General features: G+C 53.3%; 12 protein-coding genes and 3 pseudogenes. 8 read left to right on the top strand and 7 right to left on the bottom strand.

Annotated features, from left to right (window positions below; translation table 11 throughout):
* Positions 1–90: 90 nt before the first annotated feature.
* The 3 genes from fepD to KQP84_RS19715 are packed head-to-tail and all read left to right on the top strand — an operon-like array spanning position 91 to position 2,851.
* Complete coding sequence (gene fepD, locus KQP84_RS19725; RefSeq protein ID WP_215847802.1) at positions 91–1,080, top strand: Fe(3+)-siderophore ABC transporter permease; 990 nt, start codon at positions 91–93, stop codon at positions 1,078–1,080.
* Positions 1,077–2,057 carry an iron-enterobactin ABC transporter permease gene (gene fepG / locus KQP84_RS19720; RefSeq protein ID WP_215847801.1) on the top strand — a complete coding sequence of 327 codons (981 nt, stop codon included), beginning with the start codon at positions 1,077–1,079 and terminating at the stop codon, positions 2,055–2,057. Before fepD ends, fepG begins: the two co-directional genes overlap by 4 nt.
* Entirely contained in the window at positions 2,054–2,851 is a 798-nt protein-coding gene (locus tag KQP84_RS19715; protein WP_215847800.1) for an ATP-binding cassette domain-containing protein, read from the top strand. Before fepG ends, KQP84_RS19715 begins: the two co-directional genes overlap by 4 nt.
* Positions 2,852–2,997: 146 nt before the next feature.
* On the opposite strand, the pseudogene KQP84_RS19710 reads toward KQP84_RS19715, so the two are convergent.
* From KQP84_RS19710 to KQP84_RS26280, 5 genes and pseudogenes are all read right to left on the bottom strand, one after another.
* A pseudogene (locus KQP84_RS19710) lies at positions 2,998–6,916 on the bottom strand (enterobactin synthase subunit F).
* Positions 6,909–7,130, bottom strand: a complete 222-nt coding sequence (locus KQP84_RS19705) for an MbtH family protein (RefSeq protein WP_215847799.1) — start codon at positions 7,128–7,130, stop codon at positions 6,909–6,911. Before KQP84_RS19705 ends, KQP84_RS19710 begins: the two are co-directional and overlap by 8 nt.
* Before the next feature lie 40 nt (positions 7,131–7,170).
* Positions 7,171–7,314 (bottom strand): hypothetical protein, encoded by a 144-nt coding sequence (locus KQP84_RS26370; RefSeq protein WP_373276621.1) that lies wholly within the window; start codon positions 7,312–7,314, stop codon positions 7,171–7,173.
* Positions 7,315–7,316: 2 nt separating this feature from the next.
* On the bottom strand, positions 7,317–8,216 hold the full coding sequence (gene fes / locus KQP84_RS19700) for an enterochelin esterase (protein ID WP_373276620.1): 900 nt from the start codon (positions 8,214–8,216) through the stop codon (positions 7,317–7,319).
* Positions 8,159–8,281, bottom strand: a complete 123-nt coding sequence (locus tag KQP84_RS26280) for an enterochelin esterase domain-containing protein (RefSeq protein ID WP_370661491.1) — start codon at positions 8,279–8,281, stop codon at positions 8,159–8,161. Before KQP84_RS26280 ends, fes begins: the two co-directional genes overlap by 58 nt.
* Positions 8,282–8,637: 356 nt before the next feature.
* On the opposite strand from KQP84_RS26280, the gene KQP84_RS19695 reads away from it, so the two are divergent.
* Entirely contained in the window at positions 8,638–10,905 is a 2,268-nt protein-coding gene (locus KQP84_RS19695; protein WP_215847798.1) for a TonB-dependent siderophore receptor, read from the top strand.
* A 60-nt stretch (positions 10,906–10,965) separates the two neighbouring features.
* On the opposite strand, the pseudogene dacB reads toward KQP84_RS19695, so the two are convergent.
* Positions 10,966–12,398, bottom strand: a pseudogene (dacB, locus tag KQP84_RS19690) (serine-type D-Ala-D-Ala carboxypeptidase).
* A 246-nt stretch (positions 12,399–12,644) separates the two neighbouring features.
* On the opposite strand from dacB, the gene greA reads away from it, so the two are divergent.
* The gene (greA, locus tag KQP84_RS19685) at positions 12,645–13,121 is read left to right on the top strand and encodes a transcription elongation factor GreA (RefSeq protein ID WP_215847797.1); all 477 of its coding nucleotides are present in this window, start codon (positions 12,645–12,647) and stop codon (positions 13,119–13,121) included.
* A 106-nt stretch (positions 13,122–13,227) separates the two neighbouring features.
* Here the strand turns inward: greA and yhbY are convergent, their stop codons facing one another.
* Positions 13,228–13,521 carry a ribosome assembly RNA-binding protein YhbY gene (gene yhbY / locus KQP84_RS19680; RefSeq protein ID WP_215847796.1) on the bottom strand — a complete coding sequence of 98 codons (294 nt, stop codon included), beginning with the start codon at positions 13,519–13,521 and terminating at the stop codon, positions 13,228–13,230.
* Between the two features lie 126 nt (positions 13,522–13,647).
* Between yhbY and rlmE the strand changes: the two are divergent.
* The 3 genes and pseudogenes from rlmE to folP all read left to right on the top strand — a co-directional run bounded on the left by rlmE (position 13,648) and on the right by folP (position 17,232).
* Positions 13,648–14,276: pseudogene (rlmE, locus tag KQP84_RS19675) on the top strand (23S rRNA (uridine(2552)-2'-O)-methyltransferase RlmE).
* A 113-nt stretch (positions 14,277–14,389) separates the two neighbouring features.
* Positions 14,390–16,318 carry an ATP-dependent zinc metalloprotease FtsH gene (gene ftsH / locus KQP84_RS19670; RefSeq protein WP_215847795.1) on the top strand — a complete coding sequence of 643 codons (1,929 nt, stop codon included), beginning with the start codon at positions 14,390–14,392 and terminating at the stop codon, positions 16,316–16,318.
* An 80-nt stretch (positions 16,319–16,398) separates the two neighbouring features.
* Positions 16,399–17,232, top strand: coding sequence for a dihydropteroate synthase (gene folP, locus KQP84_RS19665; RefSeq protein ID WP_215847794.1), 834 nt, complete (start codon positions 16,399–16,401; stop codon positions 17,230–17,232).
* Positions 17,233–17,238 lie beyond the last annotated feature (6 nt).

Below are 17,238 nucleotides of genomic sequence, written 5' to 3'. Positions count from 1 at the left end.
CATACAAAAATACGAGTAATAACGATAATAAGTATCATTATCAAAGTGGCTTGCCCGCAGTGTCGTTGATCAGTGAAGGTTTAAAACGTTATGCGCCAACTCCGTGCGATAGCAGGTTCAGGGATGCTGCTGTTGCTGCTTCTTGCGCTCAGTTTAATGCTGGGAGCAAAATCCATTGCTTTACATGATGTCACGCACGCGCTGTTTTCAAGCTGCACCAGCGCCGACTGCGTAATAGTACGTGATGCGCGCTTGCCGCGAACCCTGGCGGGCTTATTAGCGGGAGTTGCGCTGGGCATTGCTGGCGCTTTGATGCAGAGCCTGACGCGTAATCCGCTCGCCGATCCCGGTATTCTGGGGGTTAACGCTGGCGCGGGCTTTGCCGTGGTGATTGGCATAGCGCTGTTTGGCGCAGATTCACCGCTGGACTGGCTCGGCTTTGCTTTTGCCGGTGCGCTGATCGCCTCTTTGCTGGTGGCCTTAACGGGCGCGCTCGGCGGCGGCCGCGTGAACCCGGTTCGCCTGACGCTGGCGGGCGTGGCGCTCGGCGCAGTGCTTGAAGGCTTGACCTCCGGCTTATCGTTGCTGAATCCTGAAATCTACGATCATCTGCGCTTTTGGCACAGCGGCTCGCTCGATATCCGCAACTTCTCTGTCCTGAAAACCACCTTTCCTGCGGTTGTGATTGGCTGTGCCGTGGCGCTGCTTCTGGCACGATCCTTAAATAGCCTGAGCATGGGCGGTGATATGGCGACCGCGCTGGGCACGCGCGTGGCACGCACGCAACTGTTTGGACTGCTGGCAATTGCGCTGCTCAGCGGGGCAGCAACCGCTGCCGTTGGGCCGATTGCGTTCGTTGGATTGATGACGCCTCATTTAGCGCGCTGGCTGGTGGGCAACGATCACCGCTGGCTGCTGCCAGCCACTTTATTGATGACGCCTTGCCTGCTGCTCGCGGCCGATATTCTGGGCCGCATAGCGGTACCGGGTGAATTGCGTGTTTCGATTGTTACCGCGATTCTTGGCGCACCCATGTTGATTGTGTTAGTACGACGCAAACTGGGAAGAGGGCAAATATGAGTCGGATGATGATCAATAGCATTGTCCTGCTGATCGCATGCCTGTTGCTGGCCTTTTTAGGCGTAACGCGCGGGACCTTACCGATTTCCGCTGAGCAGCTGTGGCAAGTGATTAATGGCGATGCAGCACGCAATATCCAGTTAATCGTGATCGAATGGCGCATGCCACGCGTGTTGATGGCGCTGTTGATTGGCGCGGCACTTGGCGTCAGCGGCGCGATTTTCCAGTCTCTTCTGCGCAATCCGCTGGGCAGTCCCGATATTCTCGGCTTTAACACTGGCGCTTACAGCGGCGTATTGGTGGCGCTGGTGCTGTTTCAACAGAACATCGAAGGCATGACGTTGGCCGCGCTGCTGGGTGGCTTGATCACTGCTGGCGTGGTGTATCTGTTTGCCTGGCGAAACGGTGTTGATACCTTTCGGTTAATCATTGTCGGAATCAGCGTGCGCGCCTTATTAATGGCGCTGAACAGCTGGCTGATCATCAGCGCTTCGCTGGAAGCCGCACTCAGCGCCGGTTTATGGAGCGCCGGATCGCTCAACGGCATTACCTGGGCCAAAACGACGCCTGTTATCCTCGTATTGCTGTTGGCAATGGTAGCAACCGCCTTATTAGCACGGCGCATGCGCCTGCTGGAAATGGGTGACGATACCGCTTGTGCGCTGGGCGTGCCGGTCGAACGCAGCCGCATCTGGCTGATGTTGATCGGCGTAGTGCTAACGGCCGCGTCTACTGCATTGGTGGGACCTATCTCGTTTATCGCCCTGTTGGCACCGCAAATTGCCCGCCGTTTGTCGGGCGGCGTGAAAGGCGCTTTGCCTCTGGCGGCATTGTGTGGCGCGCTATTGCTGACGGCAGCAGATTACGCCGCACAGCACTTTTTCTTGCCTTACCAGTTGCCGGTTGGCGTGATTACGGTCAGCCTTGGCGGACTTTATCTGATTGCCTTACTGATACGGGAGGCGCGACGCCAATGACAGGCACATCCAGGTTACAAGGTGATGCACTCACGCTGGGCTACGATAAGAAAATCGTGGCCGAAAATCTCTCGGTAGCCATTCCTGATGGCGAATTAACAGTGATTATTGGCCCCAACGCCTGCGGTAAATCCACGCTGTTACGCACCTTAAGTCGTTTGACTGCACCGCTGAAAGGGCAGGTCATGCTGGATGGCGAAGCCATTGCGCGTTATGCCACTAAAGAGGTCGCGCGACGGTTGGGCTTGTTGCCGCAAAGCTCTAATGCACCCGCCGGGATCAGCGTCAATGAGCTGGTGGCGCGTGGGCGTTATCCACATCAAGCCTTATTTGGTCGCTGGCGTGACGAAGATGAAGCAGCGGTGCAGCAAGCGATGCTGGCAACCGGTGTCGCAGATTTGGCTAATCAGCAGGTAGATACACTTTCTGGCGGTCAGCGGCAGCGCGTGTGGATTGCGATGGTGCTGGCCCAGCAAACGCCGCTGCTGCTGCTGGATGAGCCGACAACCTGGTTGGATATCACCCATCAGATTGAATTATTAGAGTTAATGCAGGATTTGAATCAGCAGCATGGCCGCACGCTGGTGGTGGTACTGCACGATCTTAATCAGGCGTGCCGTTACGCCACCCATCTGATTGCGATGCGCCATGGGCGCATTATCGCGGAAGGCAAACCCAGCGAAATCATTACACCTGCGTTGATTGAATCGATTTATGGACTGCGCTGCATGATTGTTGATGATCCGGTCGCGCATACGCCAATGATTGTACCGCTGGGTCGGTCACGCACGTAAACAGATTTCAACGGACAGTGCGTGTGTGGGCCACTGACGTATTCAGGCCAAAAAACCAGAAGCAATGACCCAGAGAAAAAACAAAAACACCATGCCAGAAACAACACAGGGCGGTGATGACGCCCTGTGTTTTTAGTACGTCATTGTCAGAGCGCCGCCAGTAACCGCTGCAAGCGCGGCCCAATCTGCTCAAACATGCGTGGCGAGATGATATCAACGTGCGCACAATCCATCGGCCAGATCTCCAGCTCCGCAACATACGGCGACCAGGCACGAGTGGCATCTTGTCCCGGCTGCTGCGTTTGTTCTGCGAGGAACAGCGTGGCGCGACCGTTGAAACGGATACTGCGTGCCGTCGCCAGCAAACGTACTGAACTGGCGTAGTTGGCTTCGATAGTGTTAAACATCGCTTCCATCCCTTCGCCTGCCTGCTGACGCTGCGCAGCGATAAACTGTTCACGCTCGCGGTTTACCTCCTCCAGCACCGCCGGATCCAGGACATTTTCACCGCGCTTCTCATCCCAGTTCTGTGTTTCGGGTGGCCAGGTATCGAGCAGGCCAAGGAACGCCACTTTTTCGCCAAGCGCTTCGAGACGCGCAGCAATGCCTTGCGCCAGCGTGCCACCTAGCGAATAACCGATGAAATAGTAAGGGCCGTGAGGTTGCTGCTGACGAAGCGTGGCCAGATGTGCATCGCAGACCGCATCAAGATGCTGAGCCTGATTCAACGGACTATCGATATCCGGCGATTGAATGCCCATCAACGACCAGCGCGCATCCAGATAGCGTTGCAGCACGCTGAACTGCCAGGCAAAACCGGAAGCGGGATGGAAGCAGAACAGCGTTGGGCCATCGCCTTTACGTAACGGCAATACGGCTTCAAATCCGGCGCGACCCGCATCTTCCTCACTGCTTAACAGCGCAGCGAGTTTTTCTACCGTTGAAGCCACCATTACTTGGCCAACCGAAACCGGCAGGTTCAGGCTACGGCGCAGTTGCGCTGCAAGGCGCATCGCCAGCAGTGAATGGCCGCCCAGAGCAAAAAGTCATCCTGTGCGCTGATATTGTCACGCTCAAGCAAGGCGGAGAAAGCAGCGGCCAACGTGGTTTCCAGGCCGGGATGCGGCGCACGACCTGCGGCTGCAGCCTGGCTTTGCGGCATTGGCAGCGCTTTGCGATCGAGCTTGCCGTTGCTGCTCAGCGGGAAAGCGTCAAGTTGAACCATCGCCACCGGCACCATGTGCGCGGGCAGATGAGCGGCGAGGGCGGCGCGCATCGCCTCGCTGTCAATCGGGTGATCCGCAACGACATATCCCACCAACTGTCGCGCATCGCCTTGCTGAATGGCATTGCCCAGCACCACGGCATGTGTCACCGCTTGCTCCACGCCGGGTAATGCCGCCATCGCATGATCGATCTCATTCAGTTCAATACGTTGACCACGAATCTTTAGCTGATCGTCGCTGCGGCCCAGATATTCCACCGCGCCGTTTTCCAGCCAGCGTGCTACGTCGCCGGTGCGATACATCCGCGTGCCGTTGCCGTAAGGATCGGCGACAAAACGGCTGGCAGTAAGATCAGGGCGATCAAGATAACCGTGCGCCAACTGCACGCCAGTCAGGTAAAGATCACCGGCTACGCCTGGCGGCACCGGCTGCAAGCGCGCATCAAGAATGCGTAAACCGGTGTTCCACACCGGGAAGCCAATCGGCACGCTGGCACCCTGGACTGCCGCCAGTTCTGCGCCAAAAGCAGGATAGTAACTGACATCAACGGCGGCTTCGGTTGGACCGTATAAATTATGCAACTCAACTTGAGTAAGCGCTTGCCATTGGCGCGACAGCTCCGCAGGCAGCGCCTCGCCACTGCAAAAAACACGCCGCAGGCTGGCACATTGCGCTACTGCTTTATCATCCTGCAGCGAAGCGACAAAGGCCGCTAACATTGAAGGAACGAAGTGCGTGGTGGTAACGCGGTGGCGTGCGAACAGGTGTTGCAGCGCTTCGGGATCGCGATGCGCATCGGGTGGGGCCATCACTAATTGCGCGCCCACCAGCAGCGGCCAGAAAAACTCCCACACGGAAACATCAAAGCTGCTCGGGGTTTTTTGTAACACCACGTCGTCAGCGGTCAGCGGATAGTGATCCTGCATCCATAGCAGGCGGTTGACGATCGCTTCATGCCCGACCAAAACCCCTTTCGGACGACCGGTAGAACCGGAGGTATAGATGATGTAAGCGCCATCTTGCGGATGCGGCAAGAGAGAGGTGATTTCAGCAACCGGAGCCAAAGTGCATCGTAGAACATCGGTTCTACGGGAGAAATCGCGGCCAGGCGCTGGGCCAGATCGCGGCTGGTTAGCAGCGTTTTCGGTGCGGCATCTTCTAACATCATCTGCAAACGATCGTCTGGATAGCCGGTATCCAGCGGCAAATACGCGGCGCCAACGCTAACAATTGCCTGTAGCGCCAGCGATAGAAACACAGAGCGCGGCAACGCCACGGCGACGATGTCACCGCGCTGAACGCCTTTAGCGATCAGTTCACTGGCCAGCGCCTGAACCTGTTGCTGCATCTCCTGATAATTTAGGTTGTGCAGGTTATCGGCCAGCGCGGGTGCATGCGGCGTACGCTGTGCCTGCTTGATCAGCAGGCTGCTTAAGGTTTCAGCGGGCAGCGTCACAGTAGTTTGATTGATATCTGCCAGCTGTAGATTTTCATCGGGTGTGAGCAGATTCAGTTCACCGCAGGCGCGATCTGGCTGTGTAGCGAGTTGGTTCAACAGTAAAGTGAAGCGATTGAGGTGCTGTTTCAGCGTGCTTTCACTGTAGCGTTCAGCATTGGCCAACAGTTCAAGGGTTAAGTCACCTTTCTCGCTGATGTAAATGGCGATCTCAAGATCGCGAACCGGGCCAGAAGCGAGCTGATGCGTGACGCCTTCAATGCCAGCGAAATCCAGCTGGTAATCGAACATTTTGAGATTGATCACCGGGCCATAAAGCGGATCGGTATCGCCAAGGCGACCCAGATCGCGCTGCACCTGCTCAGCATCAAAGCGTTGGTGACGGCGCATCTTTTTTACTTCTTTCGCGAGCTGTGTCGCCAGTGTGATCAACGGTTGTGTAGGATCGTAATGCACTGCCATCGGCAGCACATTGATCACCGGGCCGGTGGCGCACAGCGCGGCCGATCCGATACGGCGCATAAAAATAAAGCCAGCGGCAAAATCATTTTGTCCGCTCAGGCGTGCCAGCCAGAGCGCGACCAGCGCAAAAGCGGTATCCGCGGCGTTGAGATTATGTTGCTGCGTATGTGACAACAACGTCTGGAAAGAAGGGCGATCCAGCGCCAGTTCCAGACGCAGCAGATCGGTGCTGGCACTTTGCCCTGCCAGCGGCTGTGCGGCCAGCGAGGCGGGTGGCGGAAGCTGAGCCCCTTTTTCCCGCCAGAATTCACGGTCGCGCTGCCAGGTCGCCGATTGCTGGTAACGCTGATACTCCTCAACCACTTCACTGAAGGGCACAAACGGCGTGGGTTCCGGCGCTTCGTTACGTTGCCCAGCGGTATAAAGATTGGCGATACGACGCGTCAAAGCAGTAAAGCTAAAACCATCAACAACCAGATGATGATAGCGCTGATACCAATACCAATGCTGATCGCCAAGACGCATCAGGCTGTGATGCCACAAGGGCGCACCGCTTAACACACGCAAATCGCCAGACATATCCTGATGCATCAAGGCGCGAGCTGCTGCTGCGGGATCGGTTTCGTGACGTAAATCGATGACATTGGGTTCACTAAAGGTCTGCGGAGAAGACCACTGCTGTGGCTCGCCATCTTGCTCGCCAAACGCCATATTCAGCGTATCCGCTTCTTTCATGCCAGCGACAATGGCCTTGGCCAGCATGGCACTGTTTAGCTCGCCGCGCAGCTCAACAAAGTGTGCGACCGCGTAAGCGTTGTGGTGTTTCGACAGCTGATCGGCAATCCAGATGCCAGGCTGCGCAGCGACCAGCGGCAGAGTGATATGTTCAGTAGGATTTCGGCTCATCAGGGTTTCAGACATCGTCGCTCCGGTTTGGGTTTTCGGTAACCGGACGGATGTCGTGCCAGTTTTCGTTTAACCAATGCAGGCAGGCTGCTTGCGGTTGCGGGCCGAATACGGTTTGCCATCCTGCGGGAATCGCATTGAAGGCGGGCCATAAACTGTATTGTTGCTGCGCATTTTTTAGCACATGACAATCCTGCTGGGGATCGTCAAATGGGTTGAGATGTTGCATGTCTGTCTCCTGCTCATAAAAGGCGAGCGAGATAAGCGGATTACCGGTGTTGCCACATTGCTTTCAGTCCATTCAGCAGGCCACCGCGCCAGCACAGCGCATCGTGACCGCCTTCGACCGGGTGATAGTCGACCTGATGTCCACATTGAGTCAGGTCACTTTGAAGTTGTTGGTTTGCTGCCAATATCAGGCGCTCGCGCTTGCCCGCTTCCAGGTAAAAACGGCGCGGTGGCGCAGCCAATAAACCTTGCTGCAATTGCTGTGGCAGCCAGCCGTTGGCCTTACCGCGTTCTGGCCACCAAAGGAACCCGATAAGCTGACGGCGGCACCAAAGGTTTCTGGCCAGCTCAACGTGGCGTAAACCGATGAGAGGCCGCCGAAGCTTTGTCCGACAATAACCGTGTCAGCCGCTTCATGAGAATAGGCGGCCCATTGCTGTATTTGGGGCAGCAGCTCCTCTTGAATCGCCAGCCAAAAGTCGGCGTTACAAGGGAGTTCCTGGGTGCGGTGCTCGCGATCAATGATATCAATCATCACATAGACCGCAGCAGGCAACTCGCCCGCATCGGTAAGCTGCTGTAACGGCCCCGCAACAGGCATGGTATGTGCCCAAAACTGGCCATCTAAAAGCAGCGCCAACGGACGGTGTTCAACAGACGTATCGCCTGTGGTGTATAGCCAAATTGAGCGTTCATTGCCCAGCCGTTCACTGCGCCAGATGTGATGCTGCAACGGCAGTATGGGCGCAAGGCCTTCATCAACGGCGCGCCAGTCATCCTGATTCGGTGAGTGCGGCAGATGCAGCGGAGAAACGCCCATGCCACGTCCACCTGACCAACCGCGCAAAGGATTGAGCGAATCGATTTGTGCCGTAGGGAATTTATCGCGCCACCAGTTGCGTAGCGTATGCATGTCGGGCTGCCCTTGAAAGGCATCAGCCTGATCATCGGGCATCAGGCAATAGCTGCCGCGCCAGGTTGCAGGCAAGGTGGTTTGCCAGAACCAGACATCGGTCTCAGGAATGCGCGCTAAAGAGGGGGAGCAGCTTGCTGATGGTGATCGGTCACGCCGGTAATATTGATCCATACCCGCTGAGTTGATGACTGTGATTCATCACCTTGCGGGTCGCGCCAAAAAACGTGACGTTGCAATCACCGGTTTCACTGGCCTCAACGAAGGGAATACCACGTTGTTGTTGTTCTTGCCACCAGCCTTCACTTCCGGTCATTTCATTTAACCACGTCATATACACCATCAGCCGATCACTGCACGTTGTTACTTTCATGAATGTTATGAATAATACTATTGATAATTATTTGCATTTGCAATAGGGTGTTTCCGCTCTACGGGGAGCGCGCGCGTTCCGTCTACCGCATCTGCTCTAATGAAGAGACGATGTTCTCCAAAGGACGGCCCGGTTAGATCTGGAATGCGTTGCAGGCAAGGTAAATACCTTTCACCGGCGCGCCAGCAGTTGCAATGCTGTTGGCAATCCAGGAAATAAAAAATGAAGAAATTATCACGGCTTTCATTAGCCATTTTGCTTGAAATCGGTTTAGCCGCATCTTTTGTTCCCGCAGCGCTTGCCGCGGAAACCACCTCTGAATCAAACACATCCAGCGACGATAACGCATCCACTGACGGTAGTAATGGCACGCTGGTGGTCAATGCAGCAGAACAGACGCTGCAAGCCCCAGGTGTTTCGACTATTACCGCTGACGAAATCAAAAAACGCCCGCCGGCACGTGATGTCTCTGAGATCATCCGTACCATGCCTGGCGTTAACCTCACCGGGAACTCTACCAGCGGCCAGCGCGGCAACAACCGCCAGATAGATATTCGCGGTATGGGCCCGGAAAATACCTTGATTTTGGTTGATGGCATGCCGGTTTCCAGCCGCAACTCGGTACGCCTTGGCTGGCGTGGCGAACGTGATACGCGCGGCGATACCAGCTGGGTTCCCCCTGAGATGATCGATCACATCGAAGTGATTCGCGGTCCGGCTGCGGCACGTTACGGCAACGGTGCGGCGGGCGGCGTGGTGAATATCATCACCAAGAAAGAGAGCAATGCATGGCACGGCTCCTGGAATACCTACTTCAATGCGCCAGAGCATAAAGAAGAAGGCTCGACCAAACGCACCAACTTCAGTTTGATGGGACCGTTAGGCGATGACTTTAGCTTTCGTCTTTATGGCGGACTCGCGAAAACTCAGGCTGATGCCCAGTTTATTAACGAAGGCCATCAGTCGCTTCGCACCGGCTCTTATGCAGATACCGTGCCTGCAGGGCGTGAAGGCGTAGAAAATAAAGATATCAATGCATTGCTGCGCTGGGCTTTCGCTCCCATGCAGGCGCTTGAATTTGAAGCGGGCTATAGCCGTCAGGGCAACCTGTATGCAGGCGATACGCAAAACACCAATACCAGTGCCTTGGTGCAGAGCAAATATGGTGAAGAAACCAACCGGTTATATCGCCAGAACTTTGCGGTGACCTGGACCGGCGCGTGGGATAACGGCATCAGCACCCGTAGCTATGCGCGGTATGAAAATACCCGCAACTCGCGCATGAACGAAGGATTGGCGGGCGGAACAGAGGGCATTTTCTCTGATGACGGCTTCTCAACCATTCAGTTAGATGACGTGATGCTGCACAGTGAGATCAGTGTGCCGTTTGAGTTGTTGGTTAATCAAACGGCGACCTTCGGCACCGAGTGGAACCAGCAGCGCATGAAAGATGGTTCCTCTAACAGCCAGGCGCTTTCGGGTGGCAATATTGACGGTTTATCTACCGGCACGCGCAGTCCTTATTCGCAGGCTGAAATCTTTTCACTGTTTGCCGAAGATAATATCGAAGTGACAGACAGCACGATGCTGACGCCAGCATTGCGCTTTGATCATCACTCGATTGTGGGTGACAACTGGAGCCCATCGCTGAATCTGTCGCAAGGTTTGGGTGATGACTTCACGCTGAAGTTAGGGATTGCGCGTGCGTATAAAGCGCCAAGCCTGTATCAGACCAACCCGAATTATGTGCTTTATAGCCGTGGCCAAGGCTGTGCGGCCAGCGCGGGTGCCTGTTATCTGATGGGGAATGATGACCTTAGTGCCGAAACCAGCATCAATAAAGAAGTTGGGCTGGAGTGGAAACATGACGGTTATCAAGCGGGCGTGACTTGGTTCCGTAATGACTATCGCAACAAAATCGAAGCGGGTTATTTGCCGACCGGAACGTCCACTTCCGGCACCACGGATGTCTATAAGTGGGAAAACGTACCGAAAGCGGTCGTTGAAGGTTTAGAGGGCACGCTGAATATTCCTTTCTCCGACACGGTGGCGTGGAACAACAATCTGACTTATATGCTGCAGAGTAAAAACAAGGAAACAGGCGATCGCTTGTCGATCATTCCTGAATACACCTTGAACTCTTCCCTAAGCTGGCAGGCCACGCAGGATCTGTCGCTGGAAACAACCTTAACGTGGTACGGCTCGCAAACGCCGAAGAAATATAACTACAAAGGGGAAGCGGTGACCGGCAGTGAGAAGGATCAGGTTAGTCCTTATTCAATCGTTGGTATGAGCGGCACCTACGACATCAATAAGTACGCCAGCGTGACGCTGGGTATTGAAAACCTGTTCGATAAACGTCATTTCCGCGAAGGGAATGCGCAGACAACCGGTAACGAAACAACCGGCGCGTATATGTATGGCGCAGGCGCGAATACTTATAACGAGTCAGGTCGTACGTACTACGTGAGTGTTAATACTCACTTCTAATAAGCCGCAATAAAAAACGCAGCGGGTAGCAAGCCCGCTGCGTTGATCGTATTACTTCACTCAGTTGTTCTTATTGATATCGCTATATAGCCTGCTCTCGAAACGCACCAGCGGAATTCGGCGTTGGCGTTGATCCTCTGGCGGCACAGCATAACCAGAAAGGAATTGCACGAAAGCCACACGCGTACCGCTTGAGGTCGTTATAAAGCCTGCCAGGTTATACACGCCTTGCAGTGAACCGGTTTTCGCTGAAACTTTGCCATCCAGTCCCGCTTCATGTAATCCGCCGCGATATTGCAATGTGCCATCGTAGCCCGCTAACGGCAGCATAGAGATGTAATCCAACGTATTGTCGTTCTTGGCGATGTATTGCAGCACCTGCATCATGGTTTCTGGCGAAATCAAATCGTGGCGTGATAAGCCCGATCCGTCGACCTGAATGCTGTTGCCCAGATCAATATTGGCTTTCTGCTTCAGGATGCGGCGGATCGCATCTGAACCCGCACGGAAAGTGCCCGGCACGTTGAAATAGTGATGGCCGATGGTACGGAAAACGGTGTCGGCAATCATGTTGTCAGACTTTTTCAACATCATGCGCAACAGCGTATGCAGCGGCGCGGATTGCGTCGAGGCTAATACGGTGCCTGGCGACGTGGCTTGCGCTTGACGAACCAGATGGCCGCTGTAATCGATATCCGCTGCACGCAGTTCCGATTTTAAGATTTCGCCAGCCCAGGCTGCACCATCCTGTACTGCAAACGCCAGGGGCAGGGGTTCTGCGCGCTGTCGCATACAACCGGTTAAGGTATAGCGGTTCAGTTCACCCGGCACCACATCCAGTTCACAATATTGACCTTCACCGCTGTTGCGGCCAAGGGTGCGAACTTGACTAAACATGTGTGCAGGATAATAAGAAGCGATGCGTACAAAGGCGTTCTCGCCTGGCGTATTGGCGCTATAAAGTGAAACTGAGAAACAGTTTTTATCCACTATTGCCGCCGCAGGAGGCGCACTAAAGCACTGTGTGAGATCGTTCCACGGCCAGCCGGGTGCCATGTCATGGCTGGCAAACACCGAAGTATCAATCACCAGATTGCCTTTGATATGCGTCACGCCCTGCTTTTTAACGCAGCGACCATATTGCGCAGATCCTGACGGCTCAGCGTAGGATCGCCCGCAAAACGTGCCACTAAATCGCCGTTCAGCGTGCCATCAACAATGGCACCTTTGGTTTCAAACGTGGTTTGAAAACGGTAGTCGCCGCCTAATTCTAGCAAGGCCGCCAGCGCAGTGATCACTTTCATGGTACTCGCGGGCAACGCCATTTGCTTGCCGTGGTAATCGATGATCGGAGTTGATGCGCCGATTTTCTGCACCATCAACGCCAAATTAGCGCCGTCGGGCAAATATTGCATATATTCATCAACGGGGGCTGCTTGTGCCTGCAGCATAAATGCACAGGTTAATCCGGTAACAAGTCGTGAAAATCGCATAATCTCGCGGTAACTGGCATGTGAGGACGTCAATACTACGTCCCTGGACGGTGCAAAGTAAACGATGACCCGCAGGGAACTCTGGGGTAAAATACGTATCAAATTGCAAAACCTTTTCTGGCCTGGAAACTTATCTGGGTCAGGATTCTTTTGTTTTCAAAACGGCACAACGTGTCGCAGAACGCTTTTTCTGCAATCACCGGTCAGGATGACACCGTTAAACAGGAAAGATGACGAGGAGCTTAAATGAATCAGATTCCGATGACGTTAAGAGGCGCTGAAAGATTGCGCGAAGAGCTGAACGAGCTGAAAACCGTGAAGCGCCCGCGCATCATCGCCTCGATTGCTGATGCTCGCGAGCATGGCGATTTGAAAGAAAATGCTGAATATCACGCTGCGCGTGAAGAGCAGGGCTTTTGTGAAGGCCGCATTCAGGAGATCGAAGCAAAACTCTCCAATGCACAGGTGATCGACATCACCCAAATGCCTAAAACCGGTCGCGTGATTTTTGGTTCAACGGTTAGCGTGCTGAACCTTGATACCGATGAAGAGTCAACCTATCGCATTGTGGGCGATGACGAAGCGGATTTTAAACAAAATCTGATTTCGGTGAACTCGCCAATGGCACGCGGGCTGGTGGGTAAAGAGGCCGATGATGTTGCTATCATCAAAACGCCTGGCGGCGATGTGGAATATGAAATCCTGAAGGTGGAATACCTTTAAGATGTTGCTACGCTTTGAAAAGCACAGAAGCACAATGTAAAGAAAGGAAAAAGGCCGCACTGCGGCCTTTTATCCTATGTGAGAGCATGGCACTTTCACTGCCCGATTATCGTGGCAGAGAAATTTTGCTCTCTTTAGCAGGGCGATACAGCACCAGCGTTTTGCCGATCACCTGAACGTTGTTGGCGCGTGTTTCACGCACGATTGCTTCAACGATCAGCAGTTTGGTTTCACGATCTTCCGAGGCAATTTTCACCTTGATCAATTCGTGATGTCCTAATGCGTATTCGATTTCGGCCAGCACGCCTTCGGTAAGGCCATTTCCACCGATCATCACGACCGGCTTGAGCGGATGGGCAAGACCTTTCAGGTGCTGTTTTTGTTTGGTACTTAGATTCATCGTATTTTTTACTTACTCAGGGATTGAAAACGGTTCATTCTACCGCCATCTCGGGTATATCGCCAAATCGACGCAACCCATTGCGTGCAGGTTTATCGCTACGATGACGATTTAGTTGGAAAAATTATGACGGGTAAAAAGCGTTCAGCCAGTTCTAGCCGCTGGCTCCAGGAACACTTTAGCGATAAATATGTGCTTCAGGCACAGAAAAAGGGTTGCGCTCGCGCGCCTGGTTTAAACTTGAGGAAATACAGCAGGGTGACAAGCTTTTCAAACCCGGTATGACCGTGGTAGATCTGGGTGCAGCACCCGGTGGCTGGTCGCAATACGTTGTACAGCAGATAGGTGCAAAAGGTCGGGTCATCGCTTGTGATATTCTGCCGATGGATCCGATTGTCGGTGTCGATTTCCTTCAAGGTGATTTTCGTGAAGAATCGGTGATCAAAGCGCTGCTTGAACGCGTTGGTGATCAGAAAGTCCAGGTTGTCATGTCCGATATGGCACCTAACATGAGTGGTACACCTGCCGTAGATATTCCCCGGTCGATGTATTTAGTGGAACTGGCGCTGGAAATGAGTCGGGATATCCTGGCACCCGGCGGCAGCTTTGTAGTGAAAGTGTTTCAGGGAGATGGCTTCGATGAATACCTACGGGAAATTCGCTCCCTTTTTACGAAAGTGAAAATTCGGAAGCCAGACGCTTCGCGTTCACGTTCGCGTGAAGTGTACATTGTGGCGACTGGGCGCAAACTATAACCAAATTGCTGGAGAAGTAGGCTAGATCGCTGCGATTCCATGTATGAAGGATATATAGTACCCTACGCTATCTGTTAACACCGTTGTAATATGAGGTTAATCCCTTGAGTGACATGGCGAAAAACCTGATTCTCTGGTTAGTCATCGCGGTCGTGCTGATGTCTGTATTCCAGAGCTTTGGGCCCAGCGAGTCGAATGGCCGAAGGGTTGATTATTCAACCTTCCTGTCGGAAGTGAACCAGGATCAGGTCCGCGAGGCACGTATTAACGGGCGTGAAATTAACGTAGTTAAAAAAGACAGCAATAAATACACCACTTACATTCCTGTCAATGACCCCAAGTTGCTCGATAACCTCTTGACCAAAAACGTCAAAGTGGTTGGCGAACCGCCGGAAGAACCGAGCCTGTTGGCTTCAATCTTCATTTCGTGGTTCCCGATGCTGCTACTGATTGGCGTGTGGATCTTCTTTATGCGGCAGATGCAGGGCGGCGGTGGCAAAGGCGCGATGTCCTTTGGCAAAAGCAAAGCCCGCATGTTGACAGAAGATCAGATCAAAACCACGTTCTCTGACGTCGCTGGTTGTGATGAAGCGAAGGAAGAAGTTGCTGAACTGGTGGAATACCTGCGCGAACCAAGCCGCTTCCAAAAACTGGGTGGTAAAATTCCGAAAGGCGTTTTGATGGTTGGCCCGCCAGGTACAGGTAAAACGTTGTTGGCAAAAGCGATTGCCGGTGAAGCTAAAGTACCTTTCTTTACTATCTCAGGTTCTGACTTCGTAGAAATGTTCGTAGGTGTGGGTGCATCTCGTGTGCGCGACATGTTTGAGCAAGCGAAGAAAGCTGCACCTTGCATCATCTTTATCGATGAGATCGATGCTGTAGGTCGTCAACGTGGTGCCGGTTTAGGCGGCGGTCACGATGAGCGTGAGCAGACGCTTAACCAGATGTTGGTTGAGATGGATGGTTTCGAAGGTAATGAAGGCATTATCGTTATCGCAGCAACTAACCGTCCTGATGTGCTTGACCCAGCGCTGCTGCGTCCGGGTCGCTTCGACCGTCAGGTTGTGGTTGGTTTGCCAGACGTACGTGGACGTGAGCAGATTCTGAAAGTACATATGCGTCGCGTTCCATTAGCGACCGATATTGATGCTGCAATCATTGCTCGTGGTACGCCAGGCTTCTCCGGTGCGGATCTTGCTAACCTTGTGAATGAAGCTGCGCTGTTTGCTGCTCGCTCTAACAAACGTGTTGTGTCGATGGTTGAGTTCGAAAAAGCGAAAGACAAAATCATGATGGGTGCGGAACGCCGCTCTATGGTGATGACGGAATCGCAGAAAGAATCAACCGCATATCATGAAGCAGGCCATGCAATTATTGGTCGTCTGGTTCCAGAACACGATCCGGTTCACAAAGTAACAATTATTCCACGTGGCCGCGCGTTGGGTGTGACCTTCTTCTTACCGGAAGGCGATGCAATCAGCGCCAGCCGTCAGAAACTGGAAAGTCAGATCTCTACGCTATACGGCGGTCGTTTGGCTGAAGAGATTATCTACGGTGCTGAACGTGTTTCTACCGGTGCGTCGAATGACATCAAAGTCGCGACAAATCTGGCACGCAACATGGTTACACAGTGGGGCTTCTCGGAGAAACTCGGTCCATTGCTGTATGCGGAAGAAGAGGGTGAAGTGTTCCTTGGGCGTTCAGTTGCTAAAGCGAAACACATGTCTGATGAAACCGCGCGCATCATTGATCAGGAAGTTAAGCACCTGATTGACAGCAACTACCAACGTGCTCGCCGCATTCTGGGTGAAAACATGGACATCCTTCATGCGATGAAAGACGCGCTGATGAAGTATGAAACCATTGATGCACCACAGATCGACGACCTGATGGCACGCCGCGAAGTGCGTCCACCAGCGGGCTGGGAAGATCCAGGCAGCAGCAATTCTGACAGCAACGGTACGCCAAAGGCGCCACGTCCGGTTGATGAACCGCGTACGCCAAATCCTGGCAATACTATGTCAGAGCAGCTCGACAAATAAGCTGTAACGTCGTCAAATAAAACCCCGGCTGGTCCGGGGTTTTTTATATCCTGAAATTGTTACTCAAGGAGTTTTTCGCCATGAAGTTGTTCGCTCGTGATTCCCATCTCGATTTATCTTTTCCCCATGTGATGGGTATTTTAAATGTCACGCCGGATTCCTTTTCAGATGGCGGTAAACATAACGTCTTGGTTGATGCGCTCACGCATACCAACGAAATGGTCAATGCAGGTGCCACCATTATTGATGTTGGTGGAGAATCGACACGTCCCGGCGCAGATGAAGTCAGTGTTGAAGAAGAGCTGGAGCGTGTTATTCCGGTTGTTGAAGCGATTGCCCAGCGTTTTGAAGTTTGGATTTCAGTCGATACCTCAAAACCTGAAGTTATTCGTGAATCTGCACGTGTAGGGGTTCACATCATCAATGACATTCGTTCATTATCTGAACCGGGTGCACTTGAAGCGGCGGCTGAAACGGGACTACCTGTGTGTCTGATGCACATGCAGGGCGAGCCGCGTACTATGCAGCAGGCACCAGAATATGAAAACATTTTAAGCGAAGTAGACGCTTACTTCGTTAATCAGATCGCACGCTGTGAAGCCGCAGGGATTAAAAAAGAGAATCTGATACTCGACCCAGGCTTTGGTTTCGGTAAAAATCTGAGCCACAACTATGAGCTGCTGGCTCACCTTAGCGATTATCACCATTTTGGTTTACCGCTATTGGTGGGTATGTCGCGTAAATCGATGATTGGCCAATTATTAAATGTCGGTCCTGGCCAACGTTTAACGGGTAGCCTCGCCTGTGCGGTCATTGCTGCTATGCAAGGCGCACAAATCATTCGCGTACATGACGTCAAAGAAACTGTCGAAGCGATGCGCGTAGTTGAAGCAACGCGTAGAGCAAAAGGATAATTAGGC

It is taken from the genome of Candidatus Pantoea bituminis, from assembly GCF_018842675.1.
Lineage (GTDB): Bacteria > Pseudomonadota > Gammaproteobacteria > Enterobacterales > Enterobacteriaceae > Pantoea > Pantoea phytostimulans.
The sequence above is the reverse complement of the archived record's forward strand: the minus strand, read 5'-3'. Positions and strand labels throughout refer to the sequence as shown.

Bases quoted from the DNA above. Each gene is read 5' to 3' on its own strand.
- KQP84_RS19715 (WP_215847800.1), top strand. From the start codon at position 2,054: ATGACAGGCACATCCAGGTTACAAGGTGATGCACTCACGCTGGGCTAC.
- KQP84_RS19705 (WP_215847799.1), bottom strand. From the start codon at position 7,130: ATGCAACATCTCAACCCATTTGACGATCCCCAGCAGGATTGTCATGTG.
- fes (WP_373276620.1), bottom strand. From the start codon at position 8,216: ATGGATCAATATTACCGGCGTGACCGATCACCATCAGCAAGCTGCTCC.
- fepG (WP_215847801.1), top strand. From the start codon at position 1,077: ATGAGTCGGATGATGATCAATAGCATTGTCCTGCTGATCGCATGCCTG.
- ftsH (WP_215847795.1), top strand. From the start codon at position 14,390: ATGGCGAAAAACCTGATTCTCTGGTTAGTCATCGCGGTCGTGCTGATG.
- greA (WP_215847797.1), top strand. From the start codon at position 12,645: ATGAATCAGATTCCGATGACGTTAAGAGGCGCTGAAAGATTGCGCGAA.
- fepD (WP_215847802.1), top strand. From the start codon at position 91: ATGCGCCAACTCCGTGCGATAGCAGGTTCAGGGATGCTGCTGTTGCTG.
- folP (WP_215847794.1), top strand. From the start codon at position 16,399: ATGAAGTTGTTCGCTCGTGATTCCCATCTCGATTTATCTTTTCCCCAT.
- yhbY (WP_215847796.1), bottom strand. From the start codon at position 13,521: ATGAATCTAAGTACCAAACAAAAACAGCACCTGAAAGGTCTTGCCCAT.
- KQP84_RS19695 (WP_215847798.1), top strand. From the start codon at position 8,638: ATGAAGAAATTATCACGGCTTTCATTAGCCATTTTGCTTGAAATCGGT.